A 17602-nucleotide genomic window follows, 5' to 3' on the forward strand; every position below is an offset into this window, starting at 1 on the left:
GAGCTTTTCCTAAGATGATGTTAGCTAATATGTATCCAAGTATAGTGTGATTCCGAATCATTCGAAGGTATGTATTCTTAGATTCGCAGGTCACTTCCGAATCATTCGGATGTATATCTTCCTAGGTTCGAAGGTTGCTTTTGAATCACTCAGAGGGTGAAAATGTTCTTTCGAAGGTCGTATCCGAATCATTCGGAGGTATGAAGACGCTCTGAGTGATTCATAGGGTGAATGGAAGCTTACTCCATACCGATTCGAAATAGGAAAAGTGAAAGTAAAGCGGTGATTGGAGTCATTATGATGGTTTCAAATAACGAACTAGATGCTAAATTTCCTATCGTATTTAAAATCATCAGTACAAACATAGTCCAAATTCCTATATTAACAACTCTTTTGAATTTTCCCTTGAACATATATCCTGCTTTTATCAAGATTACCAAGAGAAATAGGATTTGCACCGTGATGGAGATCGTTTCAAAGATGTACAAGTCAGTCGAACTGTTTAGTCGTCCTCCCCAAACAAAATGATACGGAATAACTTGAAAAAGGATCAGTATATGCATGAAAAGGGCTAGTGTACAGATGGTTATGATACTAGTGCTTGCAAGTTTAAAACTAATAATTTTCTTCATTCTTATCCTCCTATTAAAGCTAGTTCTCTCTTTTGTATATTATTCATCGAGAACGGAGATATGTTAGTTGAGCTTTTTTATCCTCCAACCACACACCTGTAAGAATTGGAAATTAAGTTTTGTAGGAGATGGCCGATATAAGGTACGAGGGGACTAGATAGTGTTTTAGATGTATATTTATTCAAGCTCAACTTCCTGGAGGTAGGTTATGATAAAGAGAAAAAGTAGTATTAAACTGAAAATGTTAGGTTTGTTTTTACCTATTATTCTTATTTCAACCATTGCAATCACGACCTTAAGCTTCTTTAGCTCGAAAAAGGAAATTACGGTGCTTACAGATTCTAGTGTAAATAACCAAATGGCAAAAGTTTTAGAGGAAATGGAGCATGGTTTTACGGCCCATACTAGGCTTGCTGAGTCCATTGCTACATTGTACAAGGTAAAAGGGAATGCTTTAGTAAAAGAAGATTACAAAAAGACCTTAGAAGAAACCATCAAATTAAACTCCAATACGTTCGGGCTAGGGATCTGGTTGGAACCATTCCAATATAGCCAGGAAACTGAATTTTTTGGACCGTATGTTTATAGAGATGGTGAAGCGATTGCTTACACAGAGGAGTATGAAAATGCTGATTATAATTACCCGGAACTAGATTGGTATATTCAGGGGAAAGAAGTCGGGGAAGGGAAGATCGCCTGGTCACCGCCTTACTTCGATGAGGCATTAAATAAAACGTTAATTACAGCTTCTGTTCCTATTTTTGTTGATGGGAAGTTTATTGGAAATATTACCGCAGATTATGATTTGACAACCATACAAGACTTGATTGTCACTCAAAAGTTTGAACAGTCTGGCCATTTGTTCCTTGTAGGCTTAGCGGGAGAATTTATCGCCCATAAAGAAAAATCGATGACAGATCATATCATGGATGATTCCGAGCTAAAACTACTTGGAGAAGAGGTACTAAATCATGAAAGTGGAACCAAGGTTTTTACATTAAACAATCAGGAATGGGAGGCTTTTTACTCTAGCTTTCCTGAAACAGGTTGGAAACTGGTTGCTGTAGCCCCTGCAAGTGAACTATATGATGGTGTTACTTCTTTGCTAATGAAATCAGTTGGTATCACTGCATTCTTTTTAGTAATATCTATTTCTTTAATTGTTGTATTTAGTTCGAGCATGTCAAAAAAGATGAAACAATTTGTTGAGAAAATCGGATTCCTTGCCGAGGGTGATTTAACGCACCCAATCCAAATCAAATCAAGTGATGAACTGGGACAAATGGGTGAACATTATAACCAAGCATTAAGTCACTTGAACCAAATGTTTTATACGATTCGTTCCTCTTCAGAGCAAGTAGCAGCAAGTGCAGAGGAATTATCGGCGAGTGCCGAACAGACAAGTTCTTCAGTGGCAGAAGTGGCTGGCTCTATTCAAGATGTTGCTGCGAATAATAATGAGCAAAACCAATATACAAGCCAAATGAAGACTAGTACGAGTTCTATATATCAAAGTATGGAGCAAATTACGACTAATATAGAAAATGTAAAAAATTCTTCTGTCCAAACATCGATTCTTGCCCATGATGGAACGGACGATGTAAAAAGGGCCATTGAACAAATGAATGAAATCCATTCAACAGTTCAACAAACAGCTCAATCAATTGATCAATTAGATAACAAATCTAGAAAAATTGAAGAAATCGTTGGTTTAATTAATTCGATCGCGGAACAAACCAACTTGCTGGCATTAAATGCAGCGATTGAAGCTGCGAGAGCTGGGGAGCATGGGAAGGGATTTGCCGTTGTGGCAGATGAAGTGAGAAAGCTAGCAGAGCAGTCAAGTAAAGCATCTGGAGATATTAAGGATTTAATTCACGAAATTCAGAATGAAATCAGCACCTCCGTATCAGTTATGAAATCGAGCACAGAGTCTACTCAGTCAGGAATTCATGTGGTGGAACAAACAGGCCAATCCTTCCATCAAATTTATGATGCGATTGGCCATATGACGAAGCATACCGAAGAGGTATATCACTCGATCGTTCATATCCTAAAAGAAGTGGATCAAATGAAAAACGTAGTAGATGCGGTGAACGAATTGGCTGTAACCAATGATGAAAAAGCTCAAAATGTATCAGCAGCAACGGAAGAACAAGCTGCCATGGTACAAGAAATGACGGCATCAAGTGAAGCATTAGCTCAAATTGCAACCGATCTTCAACTGGAACTTGCCAAATTTAAGCTGTGAGGAAGAGAAGGAAAGATGGGAATCATCCATCTTTCCTTTTTTAATAAATTTTAATCATTTTTCGCTCCATGGTTTTATTGTAATCTCGATGACATGACAGAAACAAAATTCTGTATAAAGGCATTGTAATTGAAAGATAAAGCGATTTTATCAAGTGTTTCCACTGGTTCGACATCCGGTTTTGCTCGGAAATCAGCACTTGATGTTCCCCTAGAAAAATTCGAAATGTCAACTCTTGCTCTTCTCGAAATGAATTGAAAGGACTCAGGGCTGACGAGGGAGTATAGAGTTAGAACATCATGAACTGCGGCAGCCTGTAATCCAGGGATTAGTTTATTATACGCATCAATATAGTAATCCATTATGGGCTTAATTAATGATGTAAAAGGATTGCTGTTAAGGGAGGAAAGATAGTTTACTATTTGAGGAGATACAAGAGAATAATTCGTAACATTTAGTGGCAAAATCGTAATGTTCTTTCCCTTTTCTAAGACCAAATCACTTGCGATTGGGTCACCATAAAAATTAGCCTCTGCCGAAGCCGTTACATTTCCTGGGTGATTAAATGCCCCTCCCATAATATACATGGAGTTCACTTGATTCATAAACTCTGGTCCTGCTAGTATAAATGCGGTTGCAAGTGAGGTCGAGCGACCAACATCAACGATCGTTAATTCGTTTCTGTACGTATCAATAATATTAAATATGCTAGAAAAATCCTGAATATTGGCTGTAAAGGTATCGGGTGGACGTATCGGTCCAAGCCCTTCTGGCCCATGTATTTCAGGATAATACTCTACTAATTCTCCGGAAAAAGGTCCTTTTGCCCCTCGTATTATCGGAATTTCTTGTTTCCCACCTAATTGGAGCAAATAAGAGGCATTTTTAGCAGCCTGTGTTTCATTCACATTTCCATATCCTGTAACCACACCCACTAATTCTATATCTGGATGTAATAGGGCGTAGATAATGGCAACTGCGTCATCAATCCCTGGATCACCAAATAGCAAAACTTTCTTCATTTCATTCACCTGTTTTACTAAGACTTTTTTATAATATATACCTCTCAATAAAAACACGTGACTTGTACGTTGATTTGGTCATCCTTTTCGGAGGTAGAGAGGAGAGAGTGTGAAACTCGAAAAATACGTTTTCAAGCCAAGACTTTATTGGTAAAATGGGTGCGTTGGATATATTTGGCAAAGTGAGTGTTTATATTTTAAGTTGACCTATTTTTCTTATGGAGGAATATAAAATGAGCTATTTAAAAAATAAAATTGCGATTGTTACAGGGGTTAGTCGATTGAAAGGAATTGGCGCGGCTATTTGTCAGGAGTTAGCGGAAGATGGCTATCATCTGTTTTTTACATACTGGACACCTTATGATCAAACGATGCCGTGGAGTATACAGAGTGATGAGCCCATAAAATTAAAAGAAGAGCTGTTGAAAAAAGGGGTAAAGGTAGGATGTATGGAGTTAGATTTAACGCTAGATGATGCGCCTACTCAACTACTCAATCAGGTTTGTGAAGAGTTGGGAGAGCCTGATATTTTAATTAATAATGCCGCTTATTCTACGAGTAATGATTATTCAAATCTAACCTTGGAAGATTTAGATAAACATTATTTTGTAAACATTCGGGCAACCACATTAGTTAGCACCACATTTGCTAAAAGATTTCAAAAAAAAACGGGTGGAAGAATTGTTAATCTTACTTCGGGTCAATTTAAGGGACCTATGCCAGGTGAAGTAGCGTATGCTACCACAAAGGGGGCCATTGATGCGCTAACGATTACGCTGTCGGCTGAAGTGGCTGCTTTAGGTATCACAGTGAATGCGGTGAACCCTGGGCCAACGGATACCGGCTGGATGACCGAGGAACTGAAAGAGCAGTTAACACCCATGTTTCCTTTCGGTCGAGTAGGGATGCCGAGGGATGTGGCAAAAACGATTAAATTTCTCATTAGTGAAGAAGCAAACTGGATCACAGGGCAAATTATTCATTCAGAAGGTGGATTTAAGAGATAACAAAAAGGCGGGAAATATCCCGCCTTTTATGTGACGCTTAGAACCCGCTTTTCTTCCTTTTTAGGTTCTTTGATTAGCATAACTCCAATCAATCCCATAAAGGAAAAAAGCACAGGAATTAAAAACCCATAATGATAGCCAATATGAATCGCGTGTTGAGGGAAAATATCTAGCACTTTTCCAAAAATACTAGGTAATAAGACGGCACTTAGAAATCCGCCTGTATTGGCAAACCCTGATACGACACCAACTTCTTCGATTGGAAACGACTTTCGAACGACAGCAAATGTTAATGAACTCGCTCCATTTCCAAATCCAATGATAAAAAGCAAAGCCACGACCATGAAAAAGGAAGGATTCACACCAGCAAAAAATAGTCCTCCCCAACTAAAAAAGACGGTTATATGAATGAGGGTGTAAACTCTTTTGATAGAATCTAATCTGCTTGTAATCCAACTGATTAACGGTCCACCGATAATGGAGCCAAATAGACAATACATAATCAGTTGACTGGCCTCCGAACGTGACAAGTCAAACACTTGGATTCCATAAGGAACACCCCATGAACCAATAAATCCGATATAGGTACCGACGATTCCAAAGTGGCAGAGGAATGTGGCCCACCCTTGCTGAGTGGAAAATACTCGCTTTAGAATGACCCAAACACTTTCACGCTTCTTGGTTGGACGTTTTTTTGATCTTGGACTTTCTTTAAAAAGTTTTTTAGGTTTTGAAACGAGAACGGTATAGAGAAGAACCGATGCTCCCACTAAGATAAGTCCGATGGTAAGAAAGGGGGGTCTCCAACCGGAAAATGAAATCCATGCGGAGAAGGGAACGGTGGATGATAGGGATCCAAGACTGGCTGTCATCGAAACAATACCTAATAAACTAATAAATTCTTGAACTTTAAACCACTGATTCATAATTAAGACAAAGTTGACAAAAATCGTGGCGTCTCCCATTCCTACTAATATTCGAGAGAGCAATAAGACATACTCATTCGGAGCCACACTGTAAATGATGCTTCCAATTCCATTAAGGAGGGTTCCGAAAATCAGAAAATGATTAGGACCATATCGATCAGACAACAAGCCCACCGGAATTTGCAGTCCTGCATAAGCCAAAAATTGAATACCCGTAATGAGTCCTATGAGAGAGGCGGAAACTTGAAAATCAGTCATTAACTGGTCAGTAATGAGCCCCGGTGCAGTTCGTTGACTGACGATTAAAAAATAGGCAAACAAGACGGTGCCAAACACGACCCATCTGTAGCTGCTTTCCTGCTTGTTCATGTAGATTAGATCCCTTCTGAATTTTGAATATTATTCAATAGCATTTGGTGTTTTACTTCGAAAAAAGCCACCAAGATCGGCGATCGAAGGAAAGATAAAACGAAAGGTTGTCCCGATTCCTACTTCGCTTTGTACACGAATTATTCCATTCATGGCTTTCACAATGCTGTATACTACCATCATTCCAAGACCCGTACCCTTTGACCCTTTTGTGGAATAATAAGGCTCTCCCAATCGATCTAGTTGTTCTTTTGTCATTCCTATTCCGTGATCAATGACTGATATCGACACATTTCTTTTGCTCGTCTCTGTACGAATGATTAACTGTCCACCCGTAGGCATGGATTCAATTCCGTTTTTTATCACATTCAAAAGGCATTGGTGAAACTTCAGTCGATCTCCGATAATATGTCCTTCTTTTTCAATGTGAGTGATTACTTCAACAGAATTTTGATTGGCTGTTGGTTGAAGCATTTTAACAATAAGAGTAAGTTCCTTACTAACATCAATGGGTTCCACTTGTTCTAATGATGGTTTTGAAAAGGTTAGATAATCTTTTATGACCTGTTCAGCTAATATCAATTCATGTGAAATGATTTTAAGATACTCGGTATGTTTTTGAGAAGTTTGTGGACCTTCTAAAAGCAATTGCACAAACCCTTTTGCTGAGGTAAGGGGATTTCGAATCTCATGGGAGATGGCAGCGCCCATTTGTTCGACGACTTCTAGTTTACCTGATTTAATTAATTGATTTTGTAAATGGAAATTCTTTATTACAAACTCACTTGTGATGGAAATCATGGCGATTCCTAAATTAGGTACAAGTAGATACGCTATGTATGCATCTAATCGATTGACATCTAAATTCATATATTCCAAGCTAGATAGGGTTATGATACTAAGTACAATACCGAATGAGATGGAAATGAGGACCCGACGAGATGATCGCTGATTCCAAAACCAGGGGTAAATTTTCCAAAAGAAAAGAGCTAAAGGCAAATAAAGACCGATATTGGCATAAAATCCTGCATCGATTCCATATAACCCTCTAATAAAAATAACCATGATCGAAAGGATGGGTCCAATACCTAAATAAAGTCCACCAATCAACACGGGAAGCTCTCGTAAATCCATTGAGATATGTGGAACGGGATGGTAAGAAAATTGGAAGCATGACCATAGGAGAACAATACCCCAAAACAATGAAAAACGTTTCGATATTGAAAAATTTCTCATTTTGGCTGACCATACAAGGGCAAAGAACAAAAGAATGATGATTAAGGAAAGATTAAAAAAGAAGTGTTGAGTGATTTCCATGAGACTTCCTCCGACAAATTCAACCATTTGATTCTATTATATATAGGGTGATTAGAAAAAACATTAACATATTTTGTCTTACATTCATATTAAATTATAATATGGAAATTTATGTTATGATAGATAAAAATAAAAGTAGAGGGAGAGTGATAGAAATTTTACCTAGAAAAATCATTGCTGCGTCCATTTCGGGGTCTATTTTTGCGGTTATTTTTGGATGTATTTTTAATACACTCGGTGAAGGAGGAAGCCAAGAGTATTTGGTTTCAGCTATTACGAGCATTCCTTTTTATATGATGTACAGCTTTCCGGTTATTTTAGTTTACGGAGTAAGTACATCGATGGTTAGTGACAAGATTAGTGAGATTATTACCAAACAGAATAAAACGACCGAATGGGTGGTTTCAGGAATTTTACATATTCTCTTCGGGTCCATATTAAAGTGGATTAGCCTTGGAGCCTCCGTCCTATTTTTTATTACTGATCGTCTATTAAAAAGACATAAGCCTCATTACCCCTGGGGACAAGCGTTGAAGAGTTTGTGTATACCTATTGGAGTATGGCTCGTATGTATGGGGATGGTTTGGGCTGGATTTTAAAAACGAGATATGATTTTTTGTATTACGTTACATGAGGATAAATGAAAAAGTGAAAAAAAAGAACTTGGAGCAGTGCCATAATGCATTTTATGGCCAAGGTACTGTTATAAAACTGAAGTTGATTCACTGTGTTTGAAAAATAACCGGAAAAATTCCGTTTAAATTGGGAAATACGTCTATTTCCTTAAGAATAAGCGGAGTTTTTCCGCTTATGTGATCCAAATCTTTGAATTTTGGCTTATTTGGAGCAGTTAACCGGAATTCCTCCGCTTATTTCTGCTTCTTAAGCGTCCTCTATATACATTAGCCGGAAATTCTCCGCCTATTCATTCTCTTACCTATACAAAATCATCAATGAATAATTGCAGAACCAAATCAAAAGAAAAACGTGGTTTTGTAAATAAAAAACACAGCATTTTCTAGTCCCATTTGCGAGGTAACAGTAATCTCTGTAACCTTAATTGGACTATAAAAAAACCAGCTTCCCGAGGGAAACTGGTTTTCGTATGTAGCGCCGCCTTTGCCGTACGTAGTGTAAGAAAGTTTTAAACCACCACTCCTCAAAGTGGGTGTCCGCAGAAACATTCCTGCCTGTCCTCCAAATCATATAGATGGAGACTTGTCATTCATGTTTCAATGTTAAACTCCCTATTACAGCTTAAAGGTTAAAACTTACTTATGAATACGAACAATGCAGCTTGTGTTGTTATATTAATATAATAGTTGTCGTTGTTCAATGTTAATTATTTACCAGTTGATAGTTGGAACCTTCTTCATGAGGGGGATGAAAGATGTTACGGCATAGTTTTAGGTTTAAAATAATCTTCATCGGGGCAATGAAGATCTTACCATCACACATATCCGCTACATTCCACAGTTACTCCCACTCCCATCTCCATATAAATCGCAAGCTCTCCAATTTAGAACCATTTTTTTCACTCAGAGTTGGGAAAAGAAGAATATGAAAACGGTTTCAACATAAAATGAAATACACCGAGAATCATCCAGCTAGATATGAAACGAAAGGGAGGGGACAGAGTGAGGATTTTATTATGCTGTGCCGCGGGAATGTCTACGAGTCTATTAGTGACGAAAATGGAGAAGTCCGCGGAGGAACAGGGGTTAGAGGCAAAAATTTGGGCGGTATCCGCGGATGTGGTTCGAAATCACGTCGATAACGCAGACGTGCTGCTCGTGGGTCCGCAGGTTCGCTACATGCTGCCTCAACTGAAAAAACTAGGCCAGGAAAAAGGGATTCCGGTGGACATGATTAATACCGTGCACTATGGAACATGTAATGGCGCCGAAGTGTTGAAATTTGCAAAACAGTTAGTCACCAAATAAGGAGTGATTGGAATGAGCAAATTTACGGATGTGTTGGAAAATAAGGTAATGCCAGTGGCTGGACGCATTGCCGGACAGCGTCATTTACAAGCGTTGCGTGATGGACTTATTTTAACGATGCCTCTTATTATCGTCGGTTCGATTTTCTTAATACTCGGATTTTTACCGATTCCTGGCTATGAAGAATTCATGGCGAATACGTTTGGGGACCAGTGGCTCACAAAGCTGCTCTATCCTGTGGGTGCGACATTCGACATCATGGCGCTCATCGCCGGATTTGGGATTGCCTACCGATTAGCGGAGAAGTACAATGTGGAACCATTGTCTGCAGGTGCGATTTCGGTTTCTGCCTTCCTACTTGCCACTCCATTTCAAGTGTCCTTTTTAGCAGAAGGAGCATCAGAAGCCGTCATGGTTGGCGGAGCGATTCCTGCTGCCTTAATGGGAAGTAAAGGATTATTTGTTGCGATGTTAATCGCGATGCTGTCTACTGAAATTTATCGATACATTATCCAGAAGAATATTGTATTCAGACTACCTGACGGGGTTCCTCCCGCAGTTAGTAAATCGTTCGTTGCGTTAATTCCAGGTGCGATTGTTATTTTTGTAGTTTGGATTTTACGTATTATCGTAGAAAATACCGATTTTGGTAGTTTACACAATATTGTCGGAGAGCTTCTTGGGAAGCCATTGGGTGTGCTCGGCGGAAGCTTGATTGGTAGTTTAGTAGCTGTATTCCTTGTACAACTCTTATGGTCCTGTGGGTTACATGGTGCCTCTATCGTAGGTGGCGTTATGGGGCCGATTTGGTTAGCGTCAACGGATGCAAACCGTCTTGCTTTCCAAGAGGGAGCGGAAGAGTTACCAAATATTTTCACGGCTCAGTTCTTTGACCTGTTCGTGTATATCGGTGGATCGGGTGCGACCTTCGCGCTTGTCGTCATGATGTTACTTCGGGCTCGAAGTCAACAAATGAAGCAGCTCGGACGGTTAGCGTTCGGACCGGGACTCTTCAATATTAACGAACCGATCACGTTCGGGATGCCAATCGTAATGAACCCGCTCATGATTGTGCCGTTCATTTTAGCCCCATTAACAATCGTTATTACGACGTATATCGCGATGAGCACCGGTCTTGTGGCGAAACCAGCCGGTATTGCTGTGCCATGGACGATGCCACCAATCATTGGAGGTTATTTAGCAACTGGAGGGAAGATTTCTGGAGCCCTTTTGCAACTCTTTAACTTCTGCGTAACTTTTGCGATTTACTATCCATTCTTTAGAATGTGGGATCGCCAGAAATATGCCGAGGAACAAGGGAATTAAAGCATGTTAGGAGGAGCTTATGACAAAGTTAGTAATCAACGCCGATGATTTCGGGTACTCGAAAGGAGTCAATCTCGGAATTCTCGAAGCGTACAAACACGGAGTCGTCTCCTCAACCACAATGATGGTCAATATGCCTGGAGCTGCACATGCTGCAGCTCTAGCGCTTGCCCATCCAGGGTTGGGAGTTGGGATTCATCTGGTTTTAGATTGTGGGTATCCTGTCCACCCAAACGTTCCATCACTTGTCGATGAGACGGGCCGATTTTACAAAATGGAAGAAATGCTGGAAAAAGCAAAACTTACCGATATCGAAAAAGAACTCAATGCTCAAGTCGAGCAATTTTTCAAGTATGGTTTATCTCCAACGCATTTGGACGGGCATCATCATGTTCATGGAAAGGAAATGGTTTATCCGATTGTGGAAAAATTGGCCAGAAACTACAAGCTTCCTATCCGAAAAGTGTCAGCGGATGACAGTCATCCAAGCAACCAGCTACTTCAAACAACCGAAACCTTCCTGTATGAATTTTATGGAAACACATTAACTCCCACTTCTCTCATAGACTTAGTAGTGAAGTCCACTTCCTTTGAAACCGCAGAAATCATGTGTCACCCAGCGTATATTGACGAAGAAGTACTAACGGGCAGTTCGTACAATGTCCAGCGTGCACGGGAGTTATTGATTTTAACCAACCCTGAAGTCAAACAGATGATTGAGGATAACCACATCGAGCTTGTTACATACAAAAACGTATTCAAGTAAGAGGGGGAGAAACATGGAGCAAGAACAAATTGTGTTTCAAATCATTTTACATGGGGGAAACGGCAGGAGTTCTTCGATGGAGGCGATCATTGCAGCGAAGGCTGGAGATTTTGCGAGAGCACGAGCCAAGCTTCAGGAAGCGGCGGATGAGTTACATGAAGCACATAAGATACAAACAAGTCTTATTCAATCAGAAATTAGAGAAGGTCCATCTACAGTTTCGCTATTAATGGTTCATGCACAGGATCATTTAATGAACGCGATCGTTGTAAAGGATTTGGCATCTGAATTTGTGGATTTGTATGAAACATTAGGGTGTTCACAGGAGGGTGAAGCATGACCAAAAAATTGAAGATAGCCACGATTGGCGGAGGATCAAGTTATACTCCAGAATTAGTGGAGGGATTTATTAAACGATACGACGAATTCCCGGTCAGTGAGCTTTGGTTAGTCGACATCGAGGCAGGGAAAGAGAAGCTCGAAATTGTCGGAAATCTAGCGAAACGAATGGTGAAAAAAGCAGGGCTTCCCATTGATGTACATTTAACATTGGATCGCCGGGAAGCGTTAAAGTATGCGGACTTTGTGACAACTCAATTCCGGGTTGGATTGCTAGAAGCCCGCGCGAAGGATGAGCGAATTCCGTTAAAATACGGCGTACTCGGTCAGGAGACAAATGGTCCGGGAGGCTTGTTTAAGGGATTACGAACGATTCCTGTGATTTTAGATATTTGTCGCGACATGGAGGAGCTATGTCCAAACGCGTGGTTGATCAATTTTACAAACCCAGCTGGTATGGTGACAGAAGCGGTTTTACGGTATTCGTCTATTAAAAAAGTCGTCGGGCTCTGTAATGTACCAATTGGAATGGAGATGGGGATTGCAAAGCTATTGGGTGTGGAACACTCCCGTATCCGCATTGATTTTGCAGGGCTCAATCATATGGTGTATGGTTTGGATGTGTTTGTAGACGGAGAGAGTGTAAAGGAAAAGGTATTCAGCCTGTTAACGGACCCGAACAACACAAGTTTTGTGAAAAACATCCCAGGTTACGGCTGGGAGCCACAGTTTTTGAAGGCTTTGAATGCTCTTCCATGTCCGTATCATATGTATTATTACAAAACAAAAACGATGGTCGACAAAACACTTGAAAGTGCCGAAAAAGAAGGAACGCGAGCCGAAGTCGTTCAACGGCTCGAAAAAGACTTGTTCGAGTTATACAAGGATGAAAATTTAGATATCAAGCCACCACAGCTCGAAAAAAGGGGAGGCGCGTATTATTCCGATGCAGCCGTGCGACTCATTACTTCTATTTATAATGATAAAGGGGACATCCAGCCAGTTAATACAATGAACGCCGGTGCGATCGCTAGCATTCCGTACGACTCGGCCGTGGAAGTAAGCTGCATTATCACTAAAGACGGGCCACGCCCGATTACGATGGGAGACCTCCCAGTTGCGGTTCGCGGATTGGTTCAGCAAATCAAATCATTTGAACGAGTAGCAGCTGAGGCTGCAGTGACCGGTGACTATGCGACCGCGTTACTTGCCATGTGCATCAACCCGCTAATACCGTCGGATACCGCTGCGAAAGAGATCTTGGACGAAATGTTAGAGGCGCATAAGGAGCATCTGCCTCAATTTTTTAAAGTTAACGGCGTGTAAAAACACGTCGTTTTTTTGTTGTATTCCAGAAATTAGTGTGGAGAGGGAACTAAGTTTGGATTTAGGATGGGTGAGTTCTAGAATCTAGGTGGGTGAGAGAACTAAGTTTGGATTTAGGACGTGTGGGTTCCAGAATTTAGTGGGATGAATGAACTAAGTTTGGATTTAGAACGTGAGAATTCCAGAATCTAGTGGGTTGGGTGAACTAAGTTGTGATTTAGGACATATGAGTTCCAGAATTTAGTAGAATTAGTGAACTAATTTCGGAATTATGACGTGTAAATTCCATAATCTAGTAGAATGAGTGAACTAAGTTAGCGTTTAGCACATACAAATACTAAAAATTAGTCATTTGTGGATACAAAACTAGTAAAAACTCATTAAAACTGTTCTTCATATATCAAAAATGGTAAAATTTACATCAAGGAAATGCAAAGGAGGTTCGGTCCAGTATGCCTGTTATCATGGCTAGTATTTTTTCAGCCCTTATTATCCTGATGACCGTATCATTCATGATCAAAGTGTTACATATCGCTTATAAGCGTAAAGAAATTAGTTTTCGCCAACTAATCTTGTACGTTGGTTCCTCCGTGACTGTTGGATCAATCGTTGCTATATGCCTGCCCTTTGCTTATACAAAGGTTTTTCACTGGGTATTAGGAGCTTAAATTTAAAGAAGGGAGTGGCGCTAGTGTTGCTATCAACCGAAAGATTAATCCTTAGGAAGCTAGAAACAACCGACGCCCTGCGAATTGAAGATTTAGCAGGAGACTACGATGTGGCGAAAACGACCTTGAATATTCCTCATCCCTATCCAAAGGGCTCCGCATTGATATTTATTCATAGTGTTAGAGAATCTGAGATCCAGGGGAAACTGGTCACTTATGGTATTACTAAAAAAGATACGAGCGAGTTAATCGGACTTATGGCCATTAGCATCAACTCCACCTTTAACCGTGGCGAGCTTGCGTACTGGGTCGGCAAGCCTTATTGGGGACAAGGGTACGGCACGGAAGCCGCAAAAGCTCTTCTTCAATATGGATTTGACGTACTTGAACTCAATCGAATTTATGCCCAAAGCTTTACCACAAACCCAGGTTCGTGGAGAATCATGGAGAAAATCGGACTAAAATACGAAGGAACCCTCAGACAGCATGTATCACGCTTCGGCGAGTACTATGATCTGGCTCAATACGGAATTCTTAAAGAAGAATACCAATAGGGAGGACTGAGGTTGGATAAGAAGACTGAGATAAAGCTAGAGTATAAAAAGGTTCTACTTTGGGTGGTTGGATTAACCATGGTCACTGGAGTTATGATTTATTTTGACAAGCAAAAGGTATACAAAGAAGAGAAGCCTCCGATACCTGTCGTTTCTTTAGGAGAGCAACAAACCGAGGTATTTCTAGGTTCGTATACATGGAATGACGGAGAGGTGAAAAAGGAACTAGCTGATCTTAAAGAAGTCAATTTTAAAAGAGTGGAATATCGGGATCAACTTCATATTGATTTTCCAGAAGGTAAGGAACCTTTATACCTATCAAAAGGTGCATATGATCCGACGGGAAAGGCTAAGTATCCCATTCCGAGTATGTTTAATGATGAAAACGTTAGCTTTTTAGGAAATTATCCGAGCGTACTAACTCTATCGTTAAAAGCTTTCTGGAAAAATGGCAGGCGGGCGGAGTATATCGTCCCATTAAACGTTGAAGCCAATCCTCCTGAGAAAGAGTATTTACCAGTCAATAAAGGATTTTATTCCTTACTAGGCGTTTACAGTGGAGAATCAGAGATTGATACAACAATAAGACAACAAATCTCAGAAGCATCTCCGAATTTTTTAATGGAAACTAAGGGGAATGTCCATTTAGAAATGGCTCGAAATTATTATCCGGAGCTACAGATTCATAGTGCTCCTATGTATCTACTGTTTAACCAAGAAAAAGAAGTTTTTCGAACCGATTCCGTTGAACCTTTGTTGCGATATATTAAAGATCATACTTATGTGAGTAAAAAAACGATGGAGGGGATGGTAACGAAAGTAGATCGGGAATTTGGGTTCGTTTATGTAGATAACTATCCTTTTTATCTTATGGATCCTGGGATAAGAGTAGGTCAAAAAATTCAACTCGAGATAGCAAACTTAAATAACGAACTTCCTTATCAGGAAATCGTTGAAAAAGTAGAGGTGCTTGAGGAGCCCGATCAAATTCTTTTGAATAAAGACTGGTTATCAAACACAAAAGACAATCTATCCCTATTAGTCATAGGAGATACTGCATTCATTAACCCCTTTAAAAACCCACAAAGAGAAGATTTAACGTTAATTGACCAGATCACCAGTAAGAAGTCACTTTCCTCCATTAAAAGTCCATCGATATTTGTGTTTAATACCGAAGAATTGGTATTTCAAACGGATGACTATGACAATCTTTTAAAATACTTATTTGAAACGGAACAACTGCTGCCTTTAAAGAAAGATCTGAAATAATATTTGTAACTATCCAAAGCTGGAGACTATATTCGGTCTTCAGTTTTTTATTGAAAGCATTTCCATTTTTGTATAGATTCCAGGGAAAATATGGTGTAAAATTTAAGTGAACTTAATAATTTAAAAAACTAAACAATTGATAATAATAACCATTAGAAGGTGACACTATGGATCTAAAACAAATGCTCATCGAAGCCAATCGTTTTTCAGAAGACATTAAATTTGTGTTTCTCAACGAATACAAAAAGCTACTCGACGAAAATGAGTTATCCCAGAAGCAATCTCTCGTTTTAAGCATTCTAGAGAAGAAACAACAACTGACGATGAACGAAGTTGCCGATATCATCAGTGGAACCCCAAGTGCAGCCAGTCAGTTGATCCAAAAGCTGGAGAAAAAGCAGTACGTGAAACGGGAGGTGAACAAGAATAACCGAAGAGAGGTGTTTGTGTTACTTGATGAAAAGGGAGAGGCGTTTTTTAACGAAATGACTGCGATTGACGAAAGGGTGTTAGAAAAATACTTTCTGCAGCTTCCAGAAGAGGATATTATCAAGTATCACGAAATTTTGAAAAAGCTCCACCAAATTGTCGTGAGAGGAGATGAAGGGTAATGGAGACGGCTGTCGTCAATCAGCAATTCACGTATCATAAGAAGTCCGGGTACACGGGGTTTATCATTGCGATGATTTGTGTATGTATGCTTGAAACGGTGGGGGTATCCTATCTCCTTTACAAATGGAGCCCCGTTCTTCATTGGATTCATCTATTTTTATCGGTCTCTACTATTTTATTCCTCATCCTTGATTTACGAGCGGTCAGCAAGAACCCAATCATCCTTCAAAACGAAGAACTCGTCATAAACGTAGGACTACGCCCAGCTGTTCATATTCAGCTTCCAACCATCTTAGAGATCAAGAGTGGAAAATTGAACTTTGAGAATGACCGAAAAAATAAAGAAGTACTCGATCTCTCGTTATTAGGGTTTGACGAACCGACTTTTGAACTCGTTTTAGCAGAGCCTATGCAATTCAAAAACAAGAGCATTCAACGTATCTTTTTTACCGTCGACGATGAACGAGCCTTTTACGAACTGGTGAATCAAAGGAGGGGAAATCAATGAGTCTTTTCTATTGGATCGTCCTTCTATTTCTCGTGACTTACGAACCTGTCTATGGATATTATGATTTTCAAAAGTTTAAACGGAGAGTCGCGCAAAACCCGGAAGAGAGAGTGAAGTATTTATAAAAAAGTCATGCTCGGACTTTGGATTCCGACCGTTATAATCTTAGTAGGAACTACATTTCGACCTTTGAGCCTCCAAGATATCGGCCTTAAAGGAATTACCATTAATACCTCAACTTTAGGTCCGTGGGTCACTTATTTTGCTTTCGGTCTAGCCGGAATCTATATGGTTAGCCTCATATATTATTTAGTAGGTTCAAAGGTTAGTAGAAAAATGAGAACCGAAATGGTTGAACTAAAGAAAAGAGAGCACGAGAAAATCCCGTTTAAAGACATCTTGCCTCATTCTATGTGTCATGGACAGCGGGAATAACAGAAGAAATTATTTACCGAGGATTTTTAATTTTTGCTCTTACTCAGCTATTTCCGTCCTTTTCTGTGTGGATGGTGTTCATTCTATCCTCCTTGTTATTCGGTTTGGCTCACACGTATCAGGGATTTCTGAATGTGATCAAAACCTCCTTGTTCGGCTTATTTTTTGCTATTTTATATATGGGATTAGACTCAATTGTCCCTCTGATGATTTTGCACTTCCTCATCGATTATGTAGGAAAGATTGGGGATGACGAGGCATGATGTTTTTCTCAAGTAAGTGAAACTTCTTTTCTATTTTTAGATATTCTGTAATCACCTCAGTTATTGCGG

At 39.8% G+C, this 17602-nt stretch carries 20 protein-coding genes; 16 read left to right on the forward strand and 4 right to left on the reverse strand.

Going from position 1 to position 17602, the window contains the following annotated elements:
• Nucleotides 1-239: 239 nt before the first annotated feature.
• Entirely contained in the window at nucleotides 240-632 is a 393-nt protein-coding gene (locus M3175_RS09470; RefSeq protein WP_251518320.1) for a hypothetical protein, read from the reverse strand.
• 208 nt (nucleotides 633-840) lie between these two features.
• Here M3175_RS09470 and M3175_RS09475 point away from each other — a divergent pair, with 208 nt between their 5' ends.
• The gene (locus tag M3175_RS09475; RefSeq protein WP_251518321.1) at nucleotides 841-2883 is read left to right on the forward strand and encodes a methyl-accepting chemotaxis protein; all 2043 of its coding nucleotides are present in this window, start codon (nucleotides 841-843) and stop codon (nucleotides 2881-2883) included.
• Between the two features lie 74 nt (nucleotides 2884-2957).
• Here the strand turns inward: M3175_RS09475 and M3175_RS09480 are convergent, their stop codons facing one another.
• The gene (locus tag M3175_RS09480) at nucleotides 2958-3905 is read right to left on the reverse strand and encodes a nucleoside hydrolase (RefSeq protein ID WP_251518323.1); all 948 of its coding nucleotides are present in this window, start codon (nucleotides 3903-3905) and stop codon (nucleotides 2958-2960) included.
• A gap of 233 nt (nucleotides 3906-4138) precedes the next feature.
• On the opposite strand from M3175_RS09480, the gene M3175_RS09485 reads away from it, so the two are divergent.
• Complete coding sequence (locus M3175_RS09485) at nucleotides 4139-4912, forward strand: SDR family oxidoreductase (protein WP_251518325.1); 774 nt, start codon at nucleotides 4139-4141, stop codon at nucleotides 4910-4912.
• A 26-nt stretch (nucleotides 4913-4938) separates the two neighbouring features.
• Here the strand turns inward: M3175_RS09485 and M3175_RS09490 are convergent, their stop codons facing one another.
• Complete coding sequence (locus tag M3175_RS09490) at nucleotides 4939-6207, reverse strand: MFS transporter (protein ID WP_251518327.1); 1269 nt, start codon at nucleotides 6205-6207, stop codon at nucleotides 4939-4941.
• A 30-nt stretch (nucleotides 6208-6237) separates the two neighbouring features.
• The gene (locus M3175_RS09495; RefSeq protein WP_251518329.1) at nucleotides 6238-7524 is read right to left on the reverse strand and encodes an ATP-binding protein; all 1287 of its coding nucleotides are present in this window, start codon (nucleotides 7522-7524) and stop codon (nucleotides 6238-6240) included.
• Nucleotides 7525-7640: 116 nt separating this feature from the next.
• On the opposite strand from M3175_RS09495, the gene M3175_RS09500 reads away from it, so the two are divergent.
• The 14 genes from M3175_RS09500 (at nucleotide 7641) to M3175_RS09570 (ending at nucleotide 17533) form a co-directional block, all read left to right on the forward strand.
• A complete protein-coding gene (locus M3175_RS09500) occupies nucleotides 7641-8123 on the forward strand; it encodes a hypothetical protein (protein ID WP_251518331.1) in 483 nt (160 codons plus the stop codon).
• Between the two features lie 1038 nt (nucleotides 8124-9161).
• The gene (locus M3175_RS09510) at nucleotides 9162-9467 is read left to right on the forward strand and encodes a PTS sugar transporter subunit IIB (protein WP_251518333.1); all 306 of its coding nucleotides are present in this window, start codon (nucleotides 9162-9164) and stop codon (nucleotides 9465-9467) included.
• A 12-nt stretch (nucleotides 9468-9479) separates the two neighbouring features.
• On the forward strand, nucleotides 9480-10793 hold the full coding sequence (gene celB, locus M3175_RS09515; protein ID WP_251518335.1) for a PTS cellobiose transporter subunit IIC: 1314 nt from the start codon (nucleotides 9480-9482) through the stop codon (nucleotides 10791-10793).
• Nucleotides 10794-10812: 19 nt separating this feature from the next.
• Complete coding sequence (gene chbG, locus M3175_RS09520) at nucleotides 10813-11559, forward strand: chitin disaccharide deacetylase (protein WP_251518337.1); 747 nt, start codon at nucleotides 10813-10815, stop codon at nucleotides 11557-11559.
• A 13-nt stretch (nucleotides 11560-11572) separates the two neighbouring features.
• Entirely contained in the window at nucleotides 11573-11899 is a 327-nt protein-coding gene (locus M3175_RS09525; protein ID WP_251518339.1) for a PTS lactose/cellobiose transporter subunit IIA, read from the forward strand.
• Nucleotides 11896-13224, forward strand: a complete 1329-nt coding sequence (locus M3175_RS09530; protein WP_251518341.1) for a 6-phospho-beta-glucosidase — start codon at nucleotides 11896-11898, stop codon at nucleotides 13222-13224. Before M3175_RS09525 ends, M3175_RS09530 begins: the two co-directional genes overlap by 4 nt.
• Before the next feature lie 452 nt (nucleotides 13225-13676).
• A complete protein-coding gene (locus tag M3175_RS09535) occupies nucleotides 13677-13892 on the forward strand; it encodes a hypothetical protein (RefSeq protein ID WP_251518343.1) in 216 nt (71 codons plus the stop codon).
• Between the two features lie 26 nt (nucleotides 13893-13918).
• Nucleotides 13919-14446, forward strand: a complete 528-nt coding sequence (locus M3175_RS09540) for a GNAT family N-acetyltransferase (protein WP_285852238.1) — start codon at nucleotides 13919-13921, stop codon at nucleotides 14444-14446.
• A 12-nt stretch (nucleotides 14447-14458) separates the two neighbouring features.
• Nucleotides 14459-15715: a hypothetical protein gene (locus M3175_RS09545; protein WP_251518347.1), complete on the forward strand. Its 1257-nt coding sequence runs from the start codon at nucleotides 14459-14461 to the stop codon at nucleotides 15713-15715.
• Nucleotides 15716-15882: 167 nt separating this feature from the next.
• On the forward strand, nucleotides 15883-16326 hold the full coding sequence (locus tag M3175_RS09550; RefSeq protein WP_251518349.1) for a MarR family winged helix-turn-helix transcriptional regulator: 444 nt from the start codon (nucleotides 15883-15885) through the stop codon (nucleotides 16324-16326).
• Nucleotides 16326-16835, forward strand: coding sequence for a hypothetical protein (locus M3175_RS09555; RefSeq protein WP_251518351.1), 510 nt, complete (start codon nucleotides 16326-16328; stop codon nucleotides 16833-16835). The genes M3175_RS09550 and M3175_RS09555 overlap by 1 nt, the downstream gene beginning before the upstream one ends.
• Nucleotides 16832-16960 carry a programmed cell death 2 domain-containing protein gene (locus M3175_RS09560; RefSeq protein WP_251518353.1) on the forward strand — a complete coding sequence of 43 codons (129 nt, stop codon included), beginning with the start codon at nucleotides 16832-16834 and terminating at the stop codon, nucleotides 16958-16960. The genes M3175_RS09555 and M3175_RS09560 overlap by 4 nt, the downstream gene beginning before the upstream one ends.
• 7 nt (nucleotides 16961-16967) lie before the next feature.
• The gene (locus M3175_RS09565; RefSeq protein WP_251518355.1) at nucleotides 16968-17270 is read left to right on the forward strand and encodes a hypothetical protein; all 303 of its coding nucleotides are present in this window, start codon (nucleotides 16968-16970) and stop codon (nucleotides 17268-17270) included.
• Complete coding sequence (locus M3175_RS09570) at nucleotides 17249-17533, forward strand: CPBP family intramembrane glutamic endopeptidase (RefSeq protein WP_251518358.1); 285 nt, start codon at nucleotides 17249-17251, stop codon at nucleotides 17531-17533. Before M3175_RS09565 ends, M3175_RS09570 begins: the two co-directional genes overlap by 22 nt.
• The last annotated feature ends 69 nt before the right edge of the window (nucleotides 17534-17602 follow it).

Origin of the sequence: Robertmurraya korlensis (genome assembly GCF_023715225.1) — a bacterium.
Classification (GTDB): Bacteria; Bacillota; Bacilli; order Bacillales; family Cytobacillaceae; genus Robertmurraya_A.